Origin of the sequence: Corynebacterium sp. zg254, from assembly GCF_024701495.1 — a bacterium.
Taxonomy (GTDB): domain Bacteria; phylum Actinomycetota; class Actinomycetes; order Mycobacteriales; family Mycobacteriaceae; genus Corynebacterium; species Corynebacterium zhongnanshanii.
Window position 1 is genome coordinate 470124 of the sequence record NZ_WIAR01000001.1, and the last position, 19346, is coordinate 489469.

The 19346-nt window shown below is 61.2% G+C and carries 12 protein-coding genes and 1 tRNA gene; 3 read left to right on the top strand and 10 right to left on the bottom strand.

From position 1 onward, the window contains the following. Positions 1-3: 3 nt before the first annotated feature. The gene (gene prfA / locus GC425_RS02195; protein ID WP_151841814.1) at positions 4-1080 is read right to left on the bottom strand and encodes a peptide chain release factor 1; all 1077 of its coding nucleotides are present in this window, start codon (positions 1078-1080) and stop codon (positions 4-6) included. Between the two features lie 2 nt (positions 1081-1082). Then, positions 1083-2915 carry a transcription termination factor Rho gene (rho, locus tag GC425_RS02200; RefSeq protein WP_151843978.1) on the bottom strand — a complete coding sequence of 611 codons (1833 nt, stop codon included), beginning with the start codon at positions 2913-2915 and terminating at the stop codon, positions 1083-1085. 227 nt (positions 2916-3142) lie between these two features. Here rho and GC425_RS02205 point away from each other — a divergent pair, with 227 nt between their 5' ends. Both GC425_RS02205 and GC425_RS02210 read left to right on the top strand, forming a co-directional pair. Continuing rightward, complete coding sequence (locus GC425_RS02205) at positions 3143-4837, top strand: long-chain-fatty-acid--CoA ligase (protein ID WP_151843977.1); 1695 nt, start codon at positions 3143-3145, stop codon at positions 4835-4837. A gap of 6 nt (positions 4838-4843) precedes the next feature. Continuing rightward, on the top strand, positions 4844-5497 hold the full coding sequence (locus GC425_RS02210; RefSeq protein WP_151841817.1) for a DedA family protein: 654 nt from the start codon (positions 4844-4846) through the stop codon (positions 5495-5497). Between the two features lie 45 nt (positions 5498-5542). Here the strand turns inward: GC425_RS02210 and thrB are convergent, their stop codons facing one another. From thrB to argS, 4 genes are all read right to left on the bottom strand, one after another. Next, complete coding sequence (gene thrB / locus GC425_RS02215) at positions 5543-6469, bottom strand: homoserine kinase (protein WP_151841818.1); 927 nt, start codon at positions 6467-6469, stop codon at positions 5543-5545. Positions 6470-6474: 5 nt separating this feature from the next. Then, positions 6475-7809 carry a homoserine dehydrogenase gene (locus tag GC425_RS02220; protein WP_151841819.1) on the bottom strand — a complete coding sequence of 445 codons (1335 nt, stop codon included), beginning with the start codon at positions 7807-7809 and terminating at the stop codon, positions 6475-6477. Positions 7810-7903: 94 nt separating this feature from the next. Continuing rightward, complete coding sequence (lysA, locus tag GC425_RS02225; RefSeq protein ID WP_151843976.1) at positions 7904-9301, bottom strand: diaminopimelate decarboxylase; 1398 nt, start codon at positions 9299-9301, stop codon at positions 7904-7906. Between the two features lie 71 nt (positions 9302-9372). After that, positions 9373-11025 (bottom strand): arginine--tRNA ligase, encoded by a 1653-nt coding sequence (gene argS / locus GC425_RS02230; RefSeq protein WP_151843975.1) that lies wholly within the window; start codon positions 11023-11025, stop codon positions 9373-9375. 60 nt (positions 11026-11085) lie between these two features. Between argS and GC425_RS02235 the strand changes: the two genes are divergently transcribed. Continuing rightward, positions 11086-11158 (top strand) — tRNA-Arg (locus tag GC425_RS02235). Between the two features lie 54 nt (positions 11159-11212). Here GC425_RS02235 and GC425_RS02240 read toward each other — a convergent pair. The 4 genes from GC425_RS02240 to GC425_RS02255 all read right to left on the bottom strand — a co-directional run bounded on the left by GC425_RS02240 (position 11213) and on the right by GC425_RS02255 (position 19266). Continuing rightward, positions 11213-14053 (bottom strand): AAA family ATPase, encoded by a 2841-nt coding sequence (locus GC425_RS02240; RefSeq protein ID WP_151843974.1) that lies wholly within the window; start codon positions 14051-14053, stop codon positions 11213-11215. Next, positions 14050-15246 carry a DNA repair exonuclease gene (locus GC425_RS02245; RefSeq protein ID WP_231699691.1) on the bottom strand — a complete coding sequence of 399 codons (1197 nt, stop codon included), beginning with the start codon at positions 15244-15246 and terminating at the stop codon, positions 14050-14052. Before GC425_RS02245 ends, GC425_RS02240 begins: the two co-directional genes overlap by 4 nt. Further along, positions 15243-16133 (bottom strand): SWIM zinc finger family protein, encoded by an 891-nt coding sequence (locus GC425_RS02250; protein ID WP_151843972.1) that lies wholly within the window; start codon positions 16131-16133, stop codon positions 15243-15245. The genes GC425_RS02245 and GC425_RS02250 overlap by 4 nt, the downstream gene beginning before the upstream one ends. A 61-nt stretch (positions 16134-16194) precedes the next feature. Beyond that, on the bottom strand, positions 16195-19266 hold the full coding sequence (locus GC425_RS02255) for a DEAD/DEAH box helicase (RefSeq protein ID WP_151843970.1): 3072 nt from the start codon (positions 19264-19266) through the stop codon (positions 16195-16197). Positions 19267-19346 lie beyond the last annotated feature (80 nt).

Sequence of the window (19346 nt, forward strand, 5' to 3'; positions counted from 1 at the left end):
AAACTAGCCTTCCGCCTCAAGGCGCCGCTGGCGATCCGCCTCCTTCAACGCGGTGAACAGCGCATCCAAATCGCCACTCAACACGGCATCCAGGTTGTTGGCCTTGTAGCCAATGCGGTGGTCGGACACACGGGACTCAGGGAAGTTGTACGTGCGGATACGCTCCGAGCGGTCCATCGTGCGGATCTGCGCCGCTCGATCCTCAGCGGCCTCCGCGGCGGCCTCCTCCTCGCGCATCTGCTGCAGACGCGCTGCCAAGACTTGCATCGCGCGGGCCTTGTTCTGAATCTGCGAACGCTCCTTCTGGCAGGTCACCACAATGCCCGTGGGCAGGTGAGTAATGCGCACCGCGGAGTCCGTGGTGTTCACGCCCTGACCGCCCTTACCAGAGGAGCGGTACACATCCACGCGGATGTCCTTATCGTCGATCTCCACGTCCTCCACCTCGTCGGGCTCCGGATACACCAGAACTCCGGCGGCAGACGTCTGGATACGCCCCTGGGACTCGGTCACTGGGATGCGCTGCACGCGGTGCACTCCGGCCTCAAACTTGAACTCGGACCAGGCGCCGTCGCGGGACGGGTTTTTCGCGCGAATGGACAGGGTCATGTCCTTCACGCCACCCAGATCCGTTTCATTGAGCCCCAGGATCTCCGTGGAGTAGCCGTGGCGCTCAGCGTAGCGCTGGTACATGCGGGCCAACTCACCGGCGAACAGGGCTGCTTCTTCCCCACCGGCACCGGACTTGATCTCCATCACGATGTCATCGGCATCGTGCGGATCGCGCGGAGCCAACAGGTCCGTGAGCTGCTCTTGGAGCTGCTCGATCTCTTCCTCGAGGCGTTTCGCTTCCTCTGCGAACTCCTTGTCCTCGGAGGCCATCTCCACTGCTGCCTCGTGGTCTTCGCGGGCCTGGGTCAGCTTCTCGTGGGTCTGGATGATGGGCTGCAGCTGGGAAAAGCGCTTACCCACCTTGCGCGCGGCGGCAGGGTCGTTGTGCAGCTCCGGATCACTGAGCTGCATCTCCAAGCCCTGGTATTCAGCCAGGATGTCATCGACCATAGACGGTGACTCTGCCATGATTAGTCCTCCTCACTCTCACCGGCCAGCGGCGCGGAGCTTGCGACCTGCATCAGGAACTCGCGGTTGTTCTTCGTCTTGCGCAGCTGCTTGATCAGCAGATCAATAGCGGCCTGGGAATCCAGTGCAGACAGGATGCGGCGCAGCTTGTGCATGATGCGCGCTTCCTCCGGGTTCAGCAACAGCTCGTCCTTGCGGGTGCCGGACGGGTTCACGTCCACCGCCGGGAACACGCGACGCTCGGAGATCTTGCGATCCAGCTTCAGCTCCGCGTTGCCGGTTCCCTTGAACTCCTCGAAGATCACGGTGTCACCCGCGGATCCGGTCTCCACCATGGCCGTGGCGATGATGGTCAGGGATCCGCCATTCTCAATGTTTCGGGCGGCACCCAGGAATCGCTTCGGCGGGTACAGCGCGTTGGAATCCACACCACCGGACAGGATGCGTCCGGACGCCGGAGAGGAGTTGTTGTACGCGCGGCCCAGGCGGGTAATAGAGTCCAGCAGAAGCACCACGTCCTTGCCCTGCTCCACCAGGCGCTTGGCGCGCTCCACGGCCAGCTCCGCCACGTTGGTGTGCTCCCCCGGTGGACGGTCGAACGTGGAGGCAATGACCTCGCCCTGCACCGACCGCTGCATGTCGGTGACTTCTTCGGGGCGCTCGTCCACCAGCACCACCATCAGGTAGCACTCGGGGTTGTTGCGGGTGATCGCGTTGGCGATGTCCTGCATGATCGTGGTCTTACCGGCCTTCGGCGGGGACACGATCAGGGCGCGCTGGCCCTTACCGATCGGCATGATGAGGTCGATCACGCGCGTGGTCAGGATCTTCGGATCAGTCTCCAAGCGCAGACGCTGGTTGGGGTATAGCGGCGTGAGCTTGTTGAAGTGTGGGCGCTTGTTCGCCTCATCCGGGCTGAGCCCATTGACGGTTTCCACCTGGTAAATGGGGGTGTACTTCTGACGGTTGCGGCCGCGCTGGTGGCCACCATTGTTGCCGTTGTTTCCGTTGGTGCGGTTGCGGATGGTGCCGGTGATCGCGTCGCCGTGGCGCATGCCGTATTTGCGGACGGTGTTGATCGGCACGTACACGTCTGTGGGGCCGGCGTGGTAGCCGGAGGTGCGGATGAAGGCCGTGTTCTGGTCCGCGAAGTCCAGGATGCCACTGATACTGGTCAGTTCCTCAGGATCAACCGGCTGGTTGTCGTTGTTCCGGTCGTTACGGTTGTTGCCATTGTTACCGTTGCCGCCGTTACGGTCGCCGCGGTTGCGACGATTCCGACGGTTGCGGCGGTTGCGGCGCCCACCACGCTCATCATCGTCATTGTTGTCCCGATTGTTGTTGCGGTTGTTGTCGCGCTGATTGTTTCGGCCGTTGTCGCGATTGTCCCGGTTGTCGCGATCCCTGTTGTTGTCCGAATTATCCGACGCCGGCTCTCCCTTGTCGCGGGCTTTCGAGGACTGAGGCTCGGCGTCGTTGGAGGAATCATCGGATGCATTGCCCTGGTCATCGCGACCAGCAGCGCCGGAGCGGCGGACGATCTGGCGACGCACTCGGCGAGCCGGACGGCCATTCGCAGCATCCTGGGAGTCCGTCCCAGAAGCCTCCTGGCTACGTTCCTGCGGCGCCTCGTGCTTCTTTTCCTGCGGAGCATCCTGCGGTGCAGGTGCAGAGGAACGCCCCCCAGCGTTTTCAATAGCCGCGATCAGTTCCCCTTTGCGCACGCCAGAGGTGCGCTTGATGCCCTGAGCTACGGCAATCTGCTTGAGCTCAGGGAGCTTTAAAGAATTCAGGCCATTGGCTTCTGCGCGGGCCAAAATTTCGGACAGGCTCACGAAAGTCCTTCCATCGACTGGCGGAAAAAGTGCACGCCAGCGTCTCAACTGTGGTTTAAAAATATGTGATTCGCACGCATAGATACGGCGTGCTGAAGAATAAGGGATCCTTGGGGATTACCGGAGAAAAGCAAAAGCAAGGGCAATCTCACCGAAGTTAAGCACCAGCATAGCACCAACCACATCGAGGCACACTTTTCAGGGCACGGAATGTAGGCTACGTAACTATGAAGTCAACGATGCAGGATGTTCCTCTGTCCATCGCCCGAATACTGGACTACGGGGCCACGGTGCACGGACACACCACGGTTGACACCTATTCCACAGCAGAACCGGACCACACCACCTTCGCAGAAATCGCGGCGCGCGCGGCGGCGCTGGCACACGTCATGACTGAGGAATACGGCATTGGCGTGGGCGATACCATCTCCACCTACATGTCCAACTGCAACGAGCACCTAGAAACCATGCTGGGCGCAATGGCCATGGGGGCGGTCTTCCACCCCATCAACCGGCTGCTGGCCACCAGCCAAGTGAAGTACGTCATCAATCACGCGGAAGACCGCGTGATTGTGTGCGACCCGCGCTTTGCCGACGACCTCATCGCCATGCTGCCCGAGTGCCGCACCGTGGAGGGAATCATCCTGATCGGCTCCAACCTCGCAGAGGTCCGCCGAGTTCGGGAGGCCGTGAAGGATCTGGGCATCCGCGTGGACGGTTTCGAAGACATCTTAGACGGACGCCCCACGCACTACGACTGGCCGGAACTGGATGAGAAGTCCCCCGCGGCGATTTGCTACTCCACGGGCACCACGGGCGATCCCAAGGGCGTGGTGTACTCTCACCGTTCGTTGTGGCTGCATTCTCAAACGCTGCGCACCGCCGACGGCTTCGGTATCCGCAATGGGCAGAAGTTTTTGTGCTCCGTGCCGATCTATCACGTCTTAAGCTGGGGCGTTCCCCTGGCCGCGTTCATGAGCGGCACGCCGCTGGTGTTTACCGGCCGCACGGCCTCGGCGGCCCACCTGGCGCACGTCATTGAGGACGCCATGCCCCGCCAGGCCCACGGCGCCCCCAGCATGTGGATCAACCTGCTGCAGCACTACCTCATCCACAAGCCCACGCGCATGAGTCTGCGGGAGATTTACTCCGGAGGCTCCCCCGTGCCCGCCGCTCTGATCGAGCAGTGGGAAGAGCTCTACGGCGTGGACATCATCCATGCCTGGGGCATGACGGAAACCGGCCCTGTGGGGACCGTGGCGCACCCGCCCGCAGGAGTCGCGGGCAGGGCCCGCGCCCGCTATCGCGAATCCCAGGGCCGCTTCTCCGTGGGCATGCAGTACCGCCTGGTGGATGATGACGGTCATGTGCTGCCCGCGCATGACCGCACCACCGGCGAGCTGCAAGTGCGGGGCAACACCATCACCGCCCGCTACCACCACCGCGATAGGCCCGAGCGCTTCACCGAGGACGGCTGGTTCTGCACCGGCGACATCGCCACGGTCACCAAAGACGGGTTCCTCACCGTGCACGACCGCAAGAATGACATCATCCGCTCCGGTGGTGAATGGATCTACTCCGCGGTGCTGGAGAACTACTTGATGGAACACCCGGCGGTCGTGGAAGTGGCTGTCATTGGCGTACCCAACGAACAATGGGGTCAGCGCCCCCTGGCGGTCGTGCACCTGGAAGACCAGAGCACCGTGCCGACTGAGGACAAGGACTCCAACGCTGCCCATGCCATGGCAGAAGACCTCGCGCGCACGCTCGGCACCAAGGTTCCACGCTGGATGGTTCCGGAGTATTACACATTCGTCGATACGCTGCCGAAGACCTCGGTGAGCAAATACGATAAAAAGCTTTTAAGAAAGCTGGAAAACGCCGACCGCTTCGCCATTGTGGATATCTCGAGAGTACTCTAAGGTTCCATGAGTGAAACTGTGATGGCACTGGGGCCTGAATGGGCAGATCCCATGGTGCTTCTGAGCGGATCAGGCCCTTTCGGCGATGCCATTCTTGCCGCGATGGCACTTATCGTGTTCATCGAATCCGGGCTGCTGTTCCCCTTCCTGCCCGGTGATTCCCTCCTCTTCACCGCGGGGCTGCTCGCCCGGCAGCCGGACCCCTTCGCACCGCTGTGGCTCATCATGGTGGTAGCCCCCATCGCCGCGTTTCTCGGCGACCAGGTGGGCTACATGATCGGACACAAACTGAACCCGTACCTGGAGCAACGTCCCGACGGAAAGATCTTCAAGCGGGAGTACGTCACGCAGACGGAGGACTTCTTCGACAAGCACGGACCGATCACCGTGATTCTATGCCGCTTCGTTCCCATCGTCCGCACCTATGCCCCGCTGGTCGCCGGCATGGCGGGCATGCATTACCGCACGTTCGTGGCGTACAACGCCATCGGTGCTGTCTTGTGGGGCGCCGGCGTGGTGGGGCTCGGCGCCCTGTTGGGAGAGATTGACTTCGTCAAGAACAATATTGAAGCAATCTTCCTGGTCATCGTGCTCGCCTCCGTCGTGCCTGCACTGTATGGCGTGATCCTTAAATGGTTCAAGAAGGAGAAGAAGGCCTAGTCCGGAAGGACGATGAAGGCCTAGCCCGAAACGGGCGATGAAGGCCTAGCCCGAAACGGATACTTCCACGGGGCCCGCCACCTCTAACTCGAGGACGCGCATACCGCGCTGGCGGGCCTCTTCCAGCAGTTCCGAGGCCACCGGCTTGGTGTCCAGCACCATCACGGTCGGGCCGGCTCCGGACAAAAACGCAGGATAGCCCAGGTTGCGCAGGCGGTTGATCCACTCCGCGGTTACGGGCAGCACTTCCGCACGATACGTCTGGTGCATACGGTCGCGCGTTCCCTCAAGCAGCAGCGACGGGTCATCACGCAGAGCCACGGTCATGACGGCGGTCCTGGAGACGTTGAACCGGGCGTCGAGGTGAGAAATGTCGCTCGGCAGCACCCGGCGCACGGCTTCGGTGGACGCGTGGAAGTCAGGGACCAGGGCGGTGACCACGATGTCCGGGTGCACGTTGATCGGCGCGGCGAAGTACTGCGGCGCGGTACGGCCGTCGATGGGCACATTCGTCCAGCTGACCACCCCGGAGCCCAGGATGGATGCCGCGGCGTTATCCGGATGTCCCTCAAACGTGGAGGCGATCTGGACCATCTGCTGATCGGACAGCGTGTTGCCCGCCAGCGCATTCGCCGCAGCTACACCGGCCACCGCAGCAGACGCCGAAGAACCCAGGCCACGAGACTGAGGAATGCTGTTCTGGCAACGCACCTTCAGCCCCCGCACGCTCACGTCCGCGACCTTCAACGCCTCGCGTATCGCGCGCACCACCAGGTGGCGTTCATCCAGCGGAACCTCGCCGGCTCCCTCGCCGGTGACTTCCACCTCCAGGCCAGAGTCGATGACCTCCACCACCACGTGATCGTAAAGCCCCACCGCCAGGCCCAGGGTGTCGAACCCAGGGCCAAGATTGGCCGAGGACGCGGGAACCTTCACCGTCGCAGTACGACCGACCGGAATCTCCGTGCTCACTGTGATTAACCCTCCATGCGGATGACGGACCGGACAGCCTTCACGCTCTCCAGCTGCTTGAAACGCTCCACCGTGGCCTCCAGGTCCGCCTCCTTGGCGTGGTGGGTGATGACCACCAGTCGAGCGCCTTCTTCCAGGCCCTCCTGACGCACCGCACGGATGGATACTCCCTGCTCAGAGAACACGTTGGACACCTCAGCCAGCACGCCCACCTTGTCGTCCACGTGCATGTCCACGTGGTAGCGGGTCAGCACATCGCCGAAGTCAGCGATGGGCAGACGCGCGTAGGTGGACTCGCCTGGTCCCCGGCCGCCGTGAACGATGTTGCGGGAAACTGCCACCACATCGCCCAATACTGCCGACGCCGTCGGTGCGCCTCCCGCACCATTGCCGTAGAACATCAGCCGTCCTGCCGATTCTGCCTCTACGAACACGGCGTTGTAGGACTCGTTGACGCTCGCCAGCGGGTGGGAGGTTGGGACCAGCGCGGGGTAGACGCGGGCGGACACGGACTCCTGGCCCTGCTCGTCCACCAGACGCTCACAGATAGCGAGCAGCTTGATGGTGGAGTTGGCGGCCTTAGCTGCCTCGATGTCCTCCACCGTGATGGTGCGGATACCTTCGGTGTGCACGTCGTCGGCGGTCACGCGGGTGTGAAACGCCAGGGACGCCAGAATGGCGGCCTTGGATGCCGCGTCGTAGCCGTCCACATCCGCGGAGGGGTCGGCCTCCGCGTAGCCCAGAGCGGTGGCCTCGGCCAGCATCTCCTCGTAAGAGGCGCCGCGGCTGTACATCGCGTCCAAGATGAAGTTGGTGGTGCCGTTGACCACACCAATGACGGTATCGACCTTGTCACCAGCCAGGGACCGGCGCAGCGGTCCCACCACAGGGATGGCCGCGGCCACAGCGGCCTCGAAGAACAGGTCCACGCCCTGAGCCTCAGCAGCCTCGGACAGCTCCTCGGAATGCGCGGCGATCAGAGCCTTGTTGGCCGTCACCACAGCCTTTCCTGCGCGCAGAGCGGCCAGAACCACCTGGCGTGGATAGTCAATACCACCGATGACCTCCACCACCAGATCAATGTCCTCGCGCTTGACCAACGACAGCGCGTCGTCGGTCAACAAGTCCTTCGACACACCGGGACGCGGCTTCGACAAATCGGATACGGCAATACCGCGGACCTCGAGGTTTCCGCCGATGCGAGCAGCAAATTCATCCTTGCGCTCCTCCAACAGACGGAGCACCTCCGTGCCGACGGTGCCCATGCCCAGAACAGCTACGCCAACGGTCGCGCCGGCGCCCTTGCCTGGCTTGAAGGTGGAAGTGGTTGTATCGGTCATGTTTCATCCTTGGGGGTTGTTAATGGAACTGCTTAAAGTGTAGGCCATTGCACGCACACACGCGCGCCCGGGATCGAACTGTTCTACTCGATGCTTAGAACACGTCCAAGCTTAAGATGTCCTCCAGGGTCTCGCGGCGGACCATCACACGCGCCTGTCCATCTCTAATGGCAATGATCGGCGGGCGCAGCATCATGTTGTAGCGAGAGGCCATGGAATAGCAGTAGGCGCCGGTGGCGCCAACCATAATCAGATCGCCCACCTGCACATCATCGGGAACTTGGGCGTCGTTAATAAGAATATCCCCGGACTCACAGTGCGATCCCACGATGCGAGTGGGGATCACACGGCCAGAGACCTCGCGGTTGACCACGCGGAAATCATATTCGGCCTGGTAGAGCGCGGGGCGAATATTGTCGCTCATGCCGCCATCCACGGAGATGTAGCGACGGGACAGCTTCGTGTTGACCGGCACGTCCTTCACGGTGCCCACACGGTAGAGGGTCACCATTGACGGACCAGCGATCGCGCGGCCGGGCTCCACGTTCAAATTCGGGTAGGGAACGCCGGCCTCCTTCGCGGCCTCGGCCACCTTGTTCTTCAGGTCCTCGGCAACCGCCGCCACATTCAACGGCTCCTGATCCGCGGTGTAAGCGATGCCGTAGCCGCCGCCCAGGTCCAGGGTGTCCAGGGACGCGGTGGCGTCGGCGGGCAACTCATCCAACAGCTGGGACCAGAATCCCAGCAGGCGCTCGGCCGCCAGCGCAAAACCGGAAGCCTCGAACACCTGGGAACCCACGTGGCAGTGCAGACCACGCAGGCGCAGCCCCGGCGCGGCGGCCGTCCGCACGGCAGCATCGTGTGCCACCCCGGCGGCCAAGGAAAAGCCAAACTTCTGATCCTCATGGCTGGTGGCGATGAACTCGTGGGTATCCACGTGCACGCCGGGAGTCACGCGGATCAGCACATCCTGCGTGCGCTGGTGCTGCTGCGCCAACGCAGAGAGCCGGTCGATCTCCTGGAGGGAATCCACCACGATCAGCTCCGCGCCGCTGGTGATCGCCAGAGAGAGGAACTCATCCGACTTGTTGTTGCCGTGCACCGTGATGCGATCGGCGGGAAACTCCGCGGCCAGCGCCAGCGCCAACTCACCCTGGGAGGCAACGTCCAGCGCCAGGCCTTCTTCCTTCACCCAGCGAGCAACCTCGCGGGTCAGCAAGGCCTTGGACGCGTAATGCACACGCTCTCCACCGTCGAAAGCCTCGGCGAGTGCGCGGCATCGGCCGCGGAAGTCATCCTCGTTGATCACGAAGGCACTGGTGCCGTACTCCTCGGCGATGTCCGTCAGGTCCACGCCCGCGATGGACACGGACCCGCTCGGGGTGCGGACGGTGTCCACGGGGTAAACCGCCTCAGGAATGCGGTTGAACTCCGCAGCTGAGGAAATCTTCTGCTTCAGGGGTTCAGAGTGCAAGTGAGTTTCAGGATCCATAGGACGTCCACTGCTTTCTACATACGATTTTCTACCGACGTTGTTCTACATACTTGTGCTACATGCGTGGTCTACATGCGCTCTGGTGCAGTCACGCCCACCAACGTCAGCGCGTTGGCAAGGGTCTGGCGGGTCGCTGCGGCCAGCGCCAGGCGAGCGCCCGTGATGGGGGTCGCCTCTTCGTCGGACTTCGGCAGAATCTGGCACGCATCGTAGAAACGGTGGAACGTTCCCGCCAGCTGCTCTGCGTAACGCGCCACGCGGTGCGGTTCGCGCAGCTCAGCGGCGGACTGAACGACCTCCGGGAACTCGCCCAAGGTGCGAATCAAATCTCCCTCACGCTCGTGGGTCAGCAACGACAAATCTGCGTCGTCATATCCGACGCCCAGCTCACTCGCCTTCCGGGCAATCGAACACAGGCGAGCGTGCCCGTATTGCACATAGAACACCGGGTTATCGCTGGACTGGGATGCCCACAGGTCCATGTCGATATCCAGGGTGGAGTCCACGGAGCTGCGGATCAGCGAGTAGCGGGCGGCGTCCACGCCGATCATTTCCACCAGGTCATCCAGCGTGATGACGGTTCCTGCGCGCTTGGACATGCGCACGGCCTTACCGTCCTTGACCAGGTTCACCATCTGACCGATGAGGACCTCCACCTGGTTGGCGTCGTAGCCCAGTGCAGCGGCGGCAGCCTTCAGGCGCGCGATGTAGCCGTGGTGGTCCGCGCCCAGCATGTAGATGCACAGGTCGTGGCCGCGTTCGATCTTGTTGGCGATGTAGGCGATGTCGCCGGCGATGTAGGCGGCGTCACCGTCGGACTTGATGACCACGCGGTCCTTGTCATCGCCGAAGTTGGTGGAGCGCAGCCACCAGGCACCGTCTTGTTCATAGAGGTTGCCGTTGCCCTTCAGGGTGTCCACGGCCTTGTCCACGGCGCCGGATTCGAACAGGGAGTTTTCATGGAAGTAGACGTCAAACTCCGTGCCAAATTCTGCGAGGGTGCGCTTGATGTGCGCGAACATGAGCTCCACGCCTTCGGCGCGGAACAGTTCCAGCATGTCCTCGTCACCCAGGGTGTTCCACTCGGGGTGTGCCGTGGTGACCTGCTGGGCGATGTCCTGGATGTAGTCGCCGCCGTAGCCATCCTCGGGGGTGGGGTTGGCCTGGGCTGCTGCGAGCAGGGACTTGGCGAAGCGGTTGATCTGCGCGCCGTGGTCGTTGAAGTAGTACTCGCGTGTGACTTTCGCGCCGCGGGCGCTGAGCACCCGGCCCAAAGAATCACCGACGGCTGCCCAGCGGGTTCCGCCGAGGTGGATGGGGCCAGTGGGGTTGGCGGAGACGAATTCCAGGTTGATGGTGCTGCCGGCGAAGTCATCTCCGTGTCCGAAGGTGTCCCCTGCCTTCAGGATCTCTTCCACAATTTTGCCTTGGGCTGCGGCTGCCAGGCGGATGTTGATGAAGCCGGGGCCTGCTACGGAGGCTTCGGTGATTCCGTCGTTGCCACTCAAGTCCTCGACGAGCCACGTGGCCAGTTCGCGTGGGTTCGTGCCGGCCTTTTTCGCGACCTGCATGGCGATGTTGGTGGCGTAGTCACCGTGCTCGGGGTTGCGGGGGCGTTCCACGGTTGCGGCATCGGGGACAACGGAGCTGTCCAGATCGTGGCTGTTCAGAACCGCGCGAGTGGTTTCGGTGATGAGATTTGAGAGTTCAGCTGGAGTCACGGTTATCAACAATATCAGTCATGCTAGACTGTCTTCTCGTAGCCATACAGTTGGTTGCTTGCCCTCGTAGCTCAGGGGATAGAGCACTGGTTTCCGGTACCAGGGGTCGGACGTTCGAATCGTCTCGGGGGCACACTTTTTATCAGGGTGTGCGCGCACCATGCAGGTGCGTGCACACCCCTTGTTGTTACTCCCCACGTGCCGCGACGGCGGATTGGTTACTTTTCGCCTGGTCGATGCTGATGGTGTATGCCCCGGCCACCGACGAGAACCTGCGTGCATCACAGGTGGTCACGATGATCTGGTGCTCCTTGCCCATCAGAGCCAGCACCGCGTTCATGTTCTCTGTGCGGAACTCATCGGTGTATCCCAGCGTGTCATCCAGGAAGATGGGGACGGACTCTCCCTTACCCATGAGGCTTGCAGCGGCAAGCCTGTAGAGCATGGCGATCTGTTCCGTTGCACCTCCCGACAGCTGATCGAGGGCTATCCCCTCCCCATTCATGATTCTCTTGGTTACAGACAGGTCCTGCCCCAACTCGAAGGTCACACCTGTACCAAAGATTCGCTTGGCCAGTGAGGTGAACTCGTCCAGGAACGGGGCCTGGTACTGAACCATCACGTCCTCGTAAGCCTGGTCGAACAGCTCCACCAGAAGGTTGGCTGCCTCGGCTTGGCTTTCGGCTGAATGCACGGACTGTCGCAGGTGTTCGTAGCGCGCTTCCGCTTCTTGAACGTCTTCCGCGGTTCCACCCGCGCTGTCGATTTCGTGGCGTGCGATGTCGATAGAGCGTTCTTCCTCGCGCTCTCGACGGTCCACGTCGCGCAGCGCCTGACGTTTGCCGTTGACCTTGGACGCCAGCATCTCTGGCGAGTCCACCCCGTCCACGGAGGCCTCTACCTGTTGCTTGTTCTGTACAGCTGTGTCCAGGGCAGCGCTCGCTTCCGCAATGCGCGCCTCCAGGTCATCATCGCTCAATGCCTCCCGTGCGGCGGCAAGATCCTGAGTGCGCAATTCCAGGGCGCTACGCACGGTGGCATACTCGCTTTCTGCCTTCGATTGTGCGGCCTCGCACCGCTCCACAGCGCTGTTGTCCGCCCGCTCTGCGTCATCAATGCGCTCACGAAGATCCTTGATCCACTGCTCATCGAAGAACTCACGGGAGCGAAGCTCCTCCAGGTTCAGATCTGGAGACTCCGCCTGGTGAGCATAGTTGTCGTGCTCCGCGCTAAGCATGCGCTCAGCGGTCGCAACCGTGTCTAGCGCGTGGCGGTGTTGCGCCTCCAGTTCCTCAAGCTCCTGTTGGCGCTGTGCCAGGGATGCTGATCCTAGAAGCTCACGTAGATCCCCCATCACGTCATCCAACTGCGTGGTAAGCGCAGCTCGCCGTGTAGCGCTCTGCCTCACCTCCTCGACCAAGCGCGCACATTCTTCGCCAGAGGTCAGTGGCTCCTCCAGGTGGATTCCCGCTTTCTTGAGGCTGGCCACCAACCGATCGTGAGCATAGTGAACACTCTCCTCCAGGTCTTCGGCGTGGCCAGCCGGCGCGACGGTGACGCGGTAGTCACCCAGAGTGAAGGTTCTTCGCGAACCCACGGTGATGTCCACTCCATCATCGCCAAGGGGCCAGGCACGATCGCCGTCGCCGACTGTCGCTCCCGCTGGGCCCTCGATGTGGACGGTCGTGGCGGCGGCGTCCCGGCGTGCGGTACTCACTGTGAAGTCATGCGCCCTCTCCTGGATCTCGGACAGGATGTCCGAGGTCACAGGAAGCTCGTCAATGCGCTCCTTCAGTTCAATGCGCTGACGATCAAGGGATGTCGCTGCGTCTACCTTCTGCGCCACGTCATCGCGCCGCTGGGCACACCGGGTTGCATCGATTCGTGCCCGCAAGAGTTCTCGCAAGGCTTGGGCCACGTTCAACTCCACGCGGATGCTTTTCAAGGAGCTGCGTTGCGCTTCCCGTGCGCGTTTCTCTGCGTCCGTGGCCTTGGTGGCCTCCTGCACCTTCACGTCCAGTGCTGCAAGTGCGCGGGTTTTGGAGTCAATCTCCTCAATCAACGCACGGCGTTTGTCCTGGACAGATCGGGCTTCATCGACCGCAGAGTGCGCCGCTGTGACCTGTTCGGCAGCCTGCGCCAATTCTCGTTCTTTGCTCTGTGCCTGCTCCAGCAACTGTTCCAGTTCCTGCAGACGCTGCGTCAGCTGCTGTTTCTCGTCAGAAAGATTCTTCAGCGATAGCGTTGCTCGCTGAATGGTCTCCGCGTGCCGTTGAGCTTCACTCATGCGTTCACGAGCGGTGTGCAATGCCTGTTCTGCCTCGGCGAGCTCGTCGACGTGAGCTTTAAAAGCCTTCGTGTACGTGTTGGTCGATTTCGGTGTGAAGTATTTTCCCCGAACTTCGCGCGCACGATCAATGAGTTGTTGGGTGTCAGCGTCCATCGCCACATCAGCCACGGAAGGTGCGGCAGCTTCCTCGGTAGTGCTCGCACGGCCGATAGCCTGGCTCAGGCTGTTGTGCTTAAACAACTCCTCGATGCGCAAAATGTCGCCCTGCTTCACGCTCATGGAACTGCGCAAGGATTCATCGGAATAGGAGGACAAAATCGCCTGAAAGCGATTAATGGCCTCCACTCCCGTCACGTTCTCAACGTGGGGTGCATCCACCCGGAGTTCCGCCTTGGATTTCTTACCGGCGAACACCCGGCGATAGGTGAGGTGATAAGGACCGATCTGCAGTGTGGCTTGCACATCGGGCTGCTCGTCCCGAGATACGGGTCTTAAGGCCTTCACGTCGACCTTTTGTGATGTCAGCGCGCTGCCCGCCAAGAGTTGGTGGAAGGCCTCGATAATGGTTGACTTACCCGTTTCATTATCGCCATGAATAACGGTCACGCCGGTGGCCTGCGGACGGACGATGAGGTGGTCAATGGCCTTCACATTCTTCAGCTGGATTTCCTCCACGCGCAAGGCCGGGTGAAGTCCGCTTGTTCTATCCTTTTCGGGCTGGTCGACAAAGGGGTTCATCGCTCCGTCACCTTCATTTCTTGGGAGAGCTTGTACAGCAGGTTCAGCGCGTCGCTGGCTCGCGTGTCTCCTGCGTCGATCAATTCCGCCAGGCGGTGTGCCACGGTTCCTGCGATGCCGTCACCGAAGGCCTCTCCGCTCAGCTCCTCGTCGCTGGGGCGGGTGTAGAGGGACCACGTTCTGGTGCGGCGATACAGGGCTGCAAACTTGGGCGCCATCTGTTCTGCCATGGACTCCAGCCAGGCGTAGGTATCCACATCCACCACCCCCGACAGTGAATACTTCACCGAGGTCTGAGCCTTATTGGGGAGGGCTTTTAATGTTTCGATGAAACGTTCAGCGTCCTGCCTATTGTTCACCTCTGCACTCAGCGCCTGAAACGCCCACTGGCCGATGGTGATCTCCTCCACTGCAACGTCTGCCGGGCGGAATGGATCCTCCACAGTGATGTCCACGATCAGTGCTTTACCGGAATTGGACTCTCCGCCGCCATCGGGCTCTCGGTAGTCCGTCACCTCGGGCGAGCCGGAGTACCAGATCGCACCATCCTGGTCGAGCTGCATCGCGGAGTGGGTATCACCGAGGGCAATGTAGTCCACCACACGGCGCCGGTAGGCCTCCTCGGCTCGCGCAATGTCGATGTGCTCGGGCTCTGGAGTCCCGAAGGCAATGGCCGCACCATGGCCCACCAGAACCGTGATGGTGGAATCCAGAGGCGGCATGAGAGTATCCAACGCCTGACCCACCAAGTCCACATTCACATGGCGGGAACGCATGGGCGCTCCCACAATCCGGGCGGCTCCCTCCCCCAGGCGCTCCAGCTGAATCGGCGTGGAGTCAGCCAGGACCGTCACATTCTTGAGCTGTTGGATCCCGTCGGTGCGATAGATGCTGGCGGCGTCCAGAGGATCGTGATTGCCTGGAAGGAGAAACACGGGCAGCTCTGCGTCCTCCAGGATGTCCAGCGCACGCTGGTACACCTCGGGCTTGAGGAAGTTGTTATCAAAGACATCCCCTGCCACAACCACCGCATCGCACTGATGCGCCTCGGCTTCGGCGAGAACTTTTTTCACAGCGACCAGGCGGTCATAGGTGTATCGGGGGCGTGCTTCCTCACTCAAGAAACTGGGCGACATGCCCAATTGCCAATCTGAGGTGTGCAGGATGCGGAGGTGGTTGGCGTGTGTGCTCACGAGTCATCCCTTTCTTCTTTGTCTGGGTCATTTATCTCATACACCTCAGACATCCGAGCCGAATAATCGAACAAAGGTTCTGCGTTTTCTAAGGTTTCATAGCAACGATCGATCTGATACGAGGCATCCAACTGGTCAATGTGCGTCCACGTCACGGACTCTAACGCCGCCATCAGATGCTCCCGCTCGCCCAGTTCCATACCTTCTTCTACGTCAGGTGGATCCCAGCTCACTGCCGTGGAGCCTCTTCCCCAAAAAGCTCGGGGATCCACCATCTGTTCCGGCTGCGGATCATCCAGGAGCCGGGGCTTAGAGGGGCCTCCCGACGGTCCCCACAGAGCTTCTCCGCTCGCCAAGGCGTCCTTGAATGGCTGGGGATCAATGCCACGCAGGTGCAGCAGCTCTAATGGGCTCTCCTCCAACTCCCGTGCAAAACGCATCGCCACAGCCACAATATGTTTACAAACAGGCATGCGATCCGGGCAATCGCAGTAGCACCCTGCAATCGCACTCAACAAGGGCGTGGTCAGAATCGACGGCGGACGCCCCACCATGTACTCATGCAGCACCTTCGGCGAGCTTCCGAGCAGCGTCGCCACGGCATCCTTCGTATCCTCATCCATCGGGTTGAAGGTCATCACTACCTCAAAGGGCTCGAGCTGACTACCCTTCACCCAACCCACCAGGTGATCGGTCGACCAGGCCACATACAGGACATGTCCTGCGCGGAAATAGTCCCGACCTCGCGTCACCCTTCCATGATCCGCCCCCTCGAGCGCCAGGTCCATAAAGGTAGTGGAGGCCCAATTGCCGCCAGAGCGTGGAACGGCGGGGCGGCGGATCTCAGCCTGCTGTTCGGCGCGTCGGCGCGCTCCAAAATCTGCCATCACCACCGTGTCATCGATCCGCTTGCGGCCTCGGCGACCCCGACCATGAGAATTCGTTGGCCTAGTGACCACTGTCCTCACCTCCACGCTTGAACCGATGTAGCGGTTCGTCCGAGCCTGTACGAAGGGTCCACAATTCGGACAGCTCGGCGTCGGATAGATCGGCAATCCATCCTTCCCCGGCCCCGACCACGGTGCTGGCCAGCTCGCGTTTGCCCATGATCAGATCGTTGATGCGCTCATCCAGCGTTCCCTGAGCCACGAGTTTGTACACAGTCACGTCCTTATTTTGCCCGATGCGGTACGCGCGATCGGTCGCCTGATCCTCCACCGCTGGGTTCCACCAGCGGTCGATGTGAATGACCACACTAGCCTCCGTCAAGGTAATTCCCGTCCCGCCGGCCTTCACGGACAGCACCATGAATTGCGGCCCATCGGGGGATTGAAAATCCTCCACCAACCGCGCGCGCTGCGCTCTGGTTAAGCCTCCATGAAGCATAGGAATCTTCATGCCGAAATGCTGTTCCATCTCCGGAATGAGCAGTGATCCGAACGTGGGAAACTGGGTGAACAGCAAGGCCTTTCTGCCATCGACCCGAGCCTGCTCAAGAATCTCAAAAATCCGTTCCACGCGATGAGAACGATGCTTTCCATCTTTCAAGATTCCCGATCCATCCTGGGTGAAATGCACCGGATGATTGCAAATTTGTTTAATCCGCACCAACGCCCCCAAAATCATCGCACGCCGACCCGTTGTTCCGCGTTGCATGTCCTCTTCCAACCGGCTGATATACGCCTCGTACAGAGCCGCTTGTTCAGCGGTGAGCGCAATGGTCTCCACAATTTCCTGCTTCGGCGGTAGATCCAGCCCCACCTCTTCATCCGTTTTCAACCGTCGCAAAATAAACGGCTGCACCAGGTTTCTTAACCGCGCCGTGGCGTCGGGATCCTGATAGCGCTCAATGGGTATCGCCAAACGATTCTGAAAAGCCGGAGCGCTGCCCAAAATCCCAGGATTAGCAAAATCCATCAGCGCATAAAGGTCCGCCAGTTTATTTTCCACCGGAGTTCCCGACAGGGCAATATGGTGATACGCATCAATACTGCGCACCGCGCGCGACTGTTTCGTGTTCGGATTCTTAATAGCCTGCGCCTCATCGGCCACAACCCTGCCCCACCTCTGCCCGCGATAGCGTTCAGGGTTGCGCGCCACGCGCCCATAGGTGGTGAGCACAATATCCGGCGCTTCTTCAGGCGCCTGCTCATCCATTGCAAGCGACTCCGGCGCCCGAGGTCCATGATCGACCAGAATCTTCAGGCTGGGAACGTGCGTACGCGCCTCCCTCACCCAGGCGTTCAGCACCGAGGTTGGCGCAATGACCAACGTGGTGACGGACGCCTGTCCTTCCTCCGCCCGATGCGCTTTTTCCCACGCCACGAGCGCCAAGATCTGCAGCGTCTTCCCCAAACCCATGTCATCAGCCAAGATGGCCCCAAGGTTATGCTGCAACATCCAGGCCAACCACTTCACGCCCCTGAGCTGATGCTCACGCAGGGGTGTCACGACCGTCTCCGGCAGCTCGATATTCTGGGGCGGCTCCACCCGGTTGTCGTGGGTGAGCAGCTGATCCACCCATCCGTCCGTGATCACCGTGAATTCGTGTTCGTCCTCGCGATCGTCCTGGGATGCCGCGTTGGCCTCCAGCACATCGCGTACTGTCACCGCGGCCAGGTCCTGCTGTCCGCTGCGTTCCTTCGCCGATTCCTTCAGCGCATCCATCCACTGCCGAGCACGCCGCAAGGTTGTCTGGTCAAGGTGAACATATTTCCCATTGATCTTCACAATGGACGACGCCGAGTTCACCATCTCTCGGGCAACCCGTTCATCCACAGCCTGACCGTTGAGGGAGATGCTGACGCTGAAGTTCATGAGCTGATCCAGACCCAGCTTGCCGCTGCCGGGCCCATCCCCCACTGCGGTGGTGCGAATACGTACCGACGGCCGCTGCGCGATCCACTCCCGAGGGATCATCACGTTGATCCCCCGGGACTTGAGCTCTGCCGCGCGAGTATCCAGCAGCTCCGCCACCTGGTCAAGAGTGAGTCCTATGGCGACCATGCGGTCGCGCAGCGGATCCCCCGTCACGATGTCCGATCCGGGGATCCACCAACCGGGTTGTGCCCACACGTACACCGCATCTAGGGCTGGCCGCAGCTCGGGCCAGGCTTTCACCAGATCGTCCACGAATCTGGCGACCATGGTTCGGGTCTGCTCAGGCGTCTCCGCCGCGACCAGCGGCGTGACTGGGCCACCGTTGGTGGACAGCGCGAAGCCCAGCCGCCAGTGCCGTTTCTCCATGTTTTCTACGGTGTCCTGCGGCGAGGACAGCATGAGCGTGAGCTCGGTGGCTTTCCGTGCAGCAGAACGGCGCCACTCAGCCAGAGCCTCCATGGTCCTGGAGCTCACGCGGGACGATTCAGTTCCCGTGGCGAGTGCCTCCACAAACTCAACGCTTAAGTCCTCGTGCAACCCCTGGGCACGGCCGAGATGTTCCACAGCAATCCAGTGGATAAAATCATCCAGCACAGCGTGAACATCGGTGCCGTTGCGTGACAAGACTCCGGGCAGCACGCGCTCAAAGCGTTCTATCACGCGGTGATGGTCACCGGCGGCAGAGACCACCCAGCGCGGATACCACGTCCGCTCCACCAAGTCCGTCCGAAACATGATGCGTCCCGAGCGCACGAGAGAATCGGCGAAGGCAAAAAGGTCGCACAGATACAGTATTTCTGGAGATAGACCTATCTCCTCGGGCGTTTTCCCCTCAGATTCGGTAGCCGCTGTATTGATATAGGAACACAGTGCCGTCATCAGCGCCACGCTTTCCTGTGGCGTGAAGGCCAGCGTGGGAACCTGGATCTCCACAATCCGACCCTTCGGCGAGGCCAGGGTATGCATACCCCTGCGGCGCCTGGGACGGGAAATGACCAGTTCAAAGAGCTCGTGGGGCAGGCTCGTCCGGTCCAGTGTGCGCGGATCAAGCACCACGGAGTGGCCGTCTACTTGCTCTACCCACACGTGAATGCCACCGGAGGCCGGTGCGAAGGCATGAACGAGGTGGGTGTAACTCATACCTGAAAGTTCTACCAGTCCCCTCCTACATGACTCACATCACAAAAGACTCAAAATAGAACACAGGTCATATGATATGG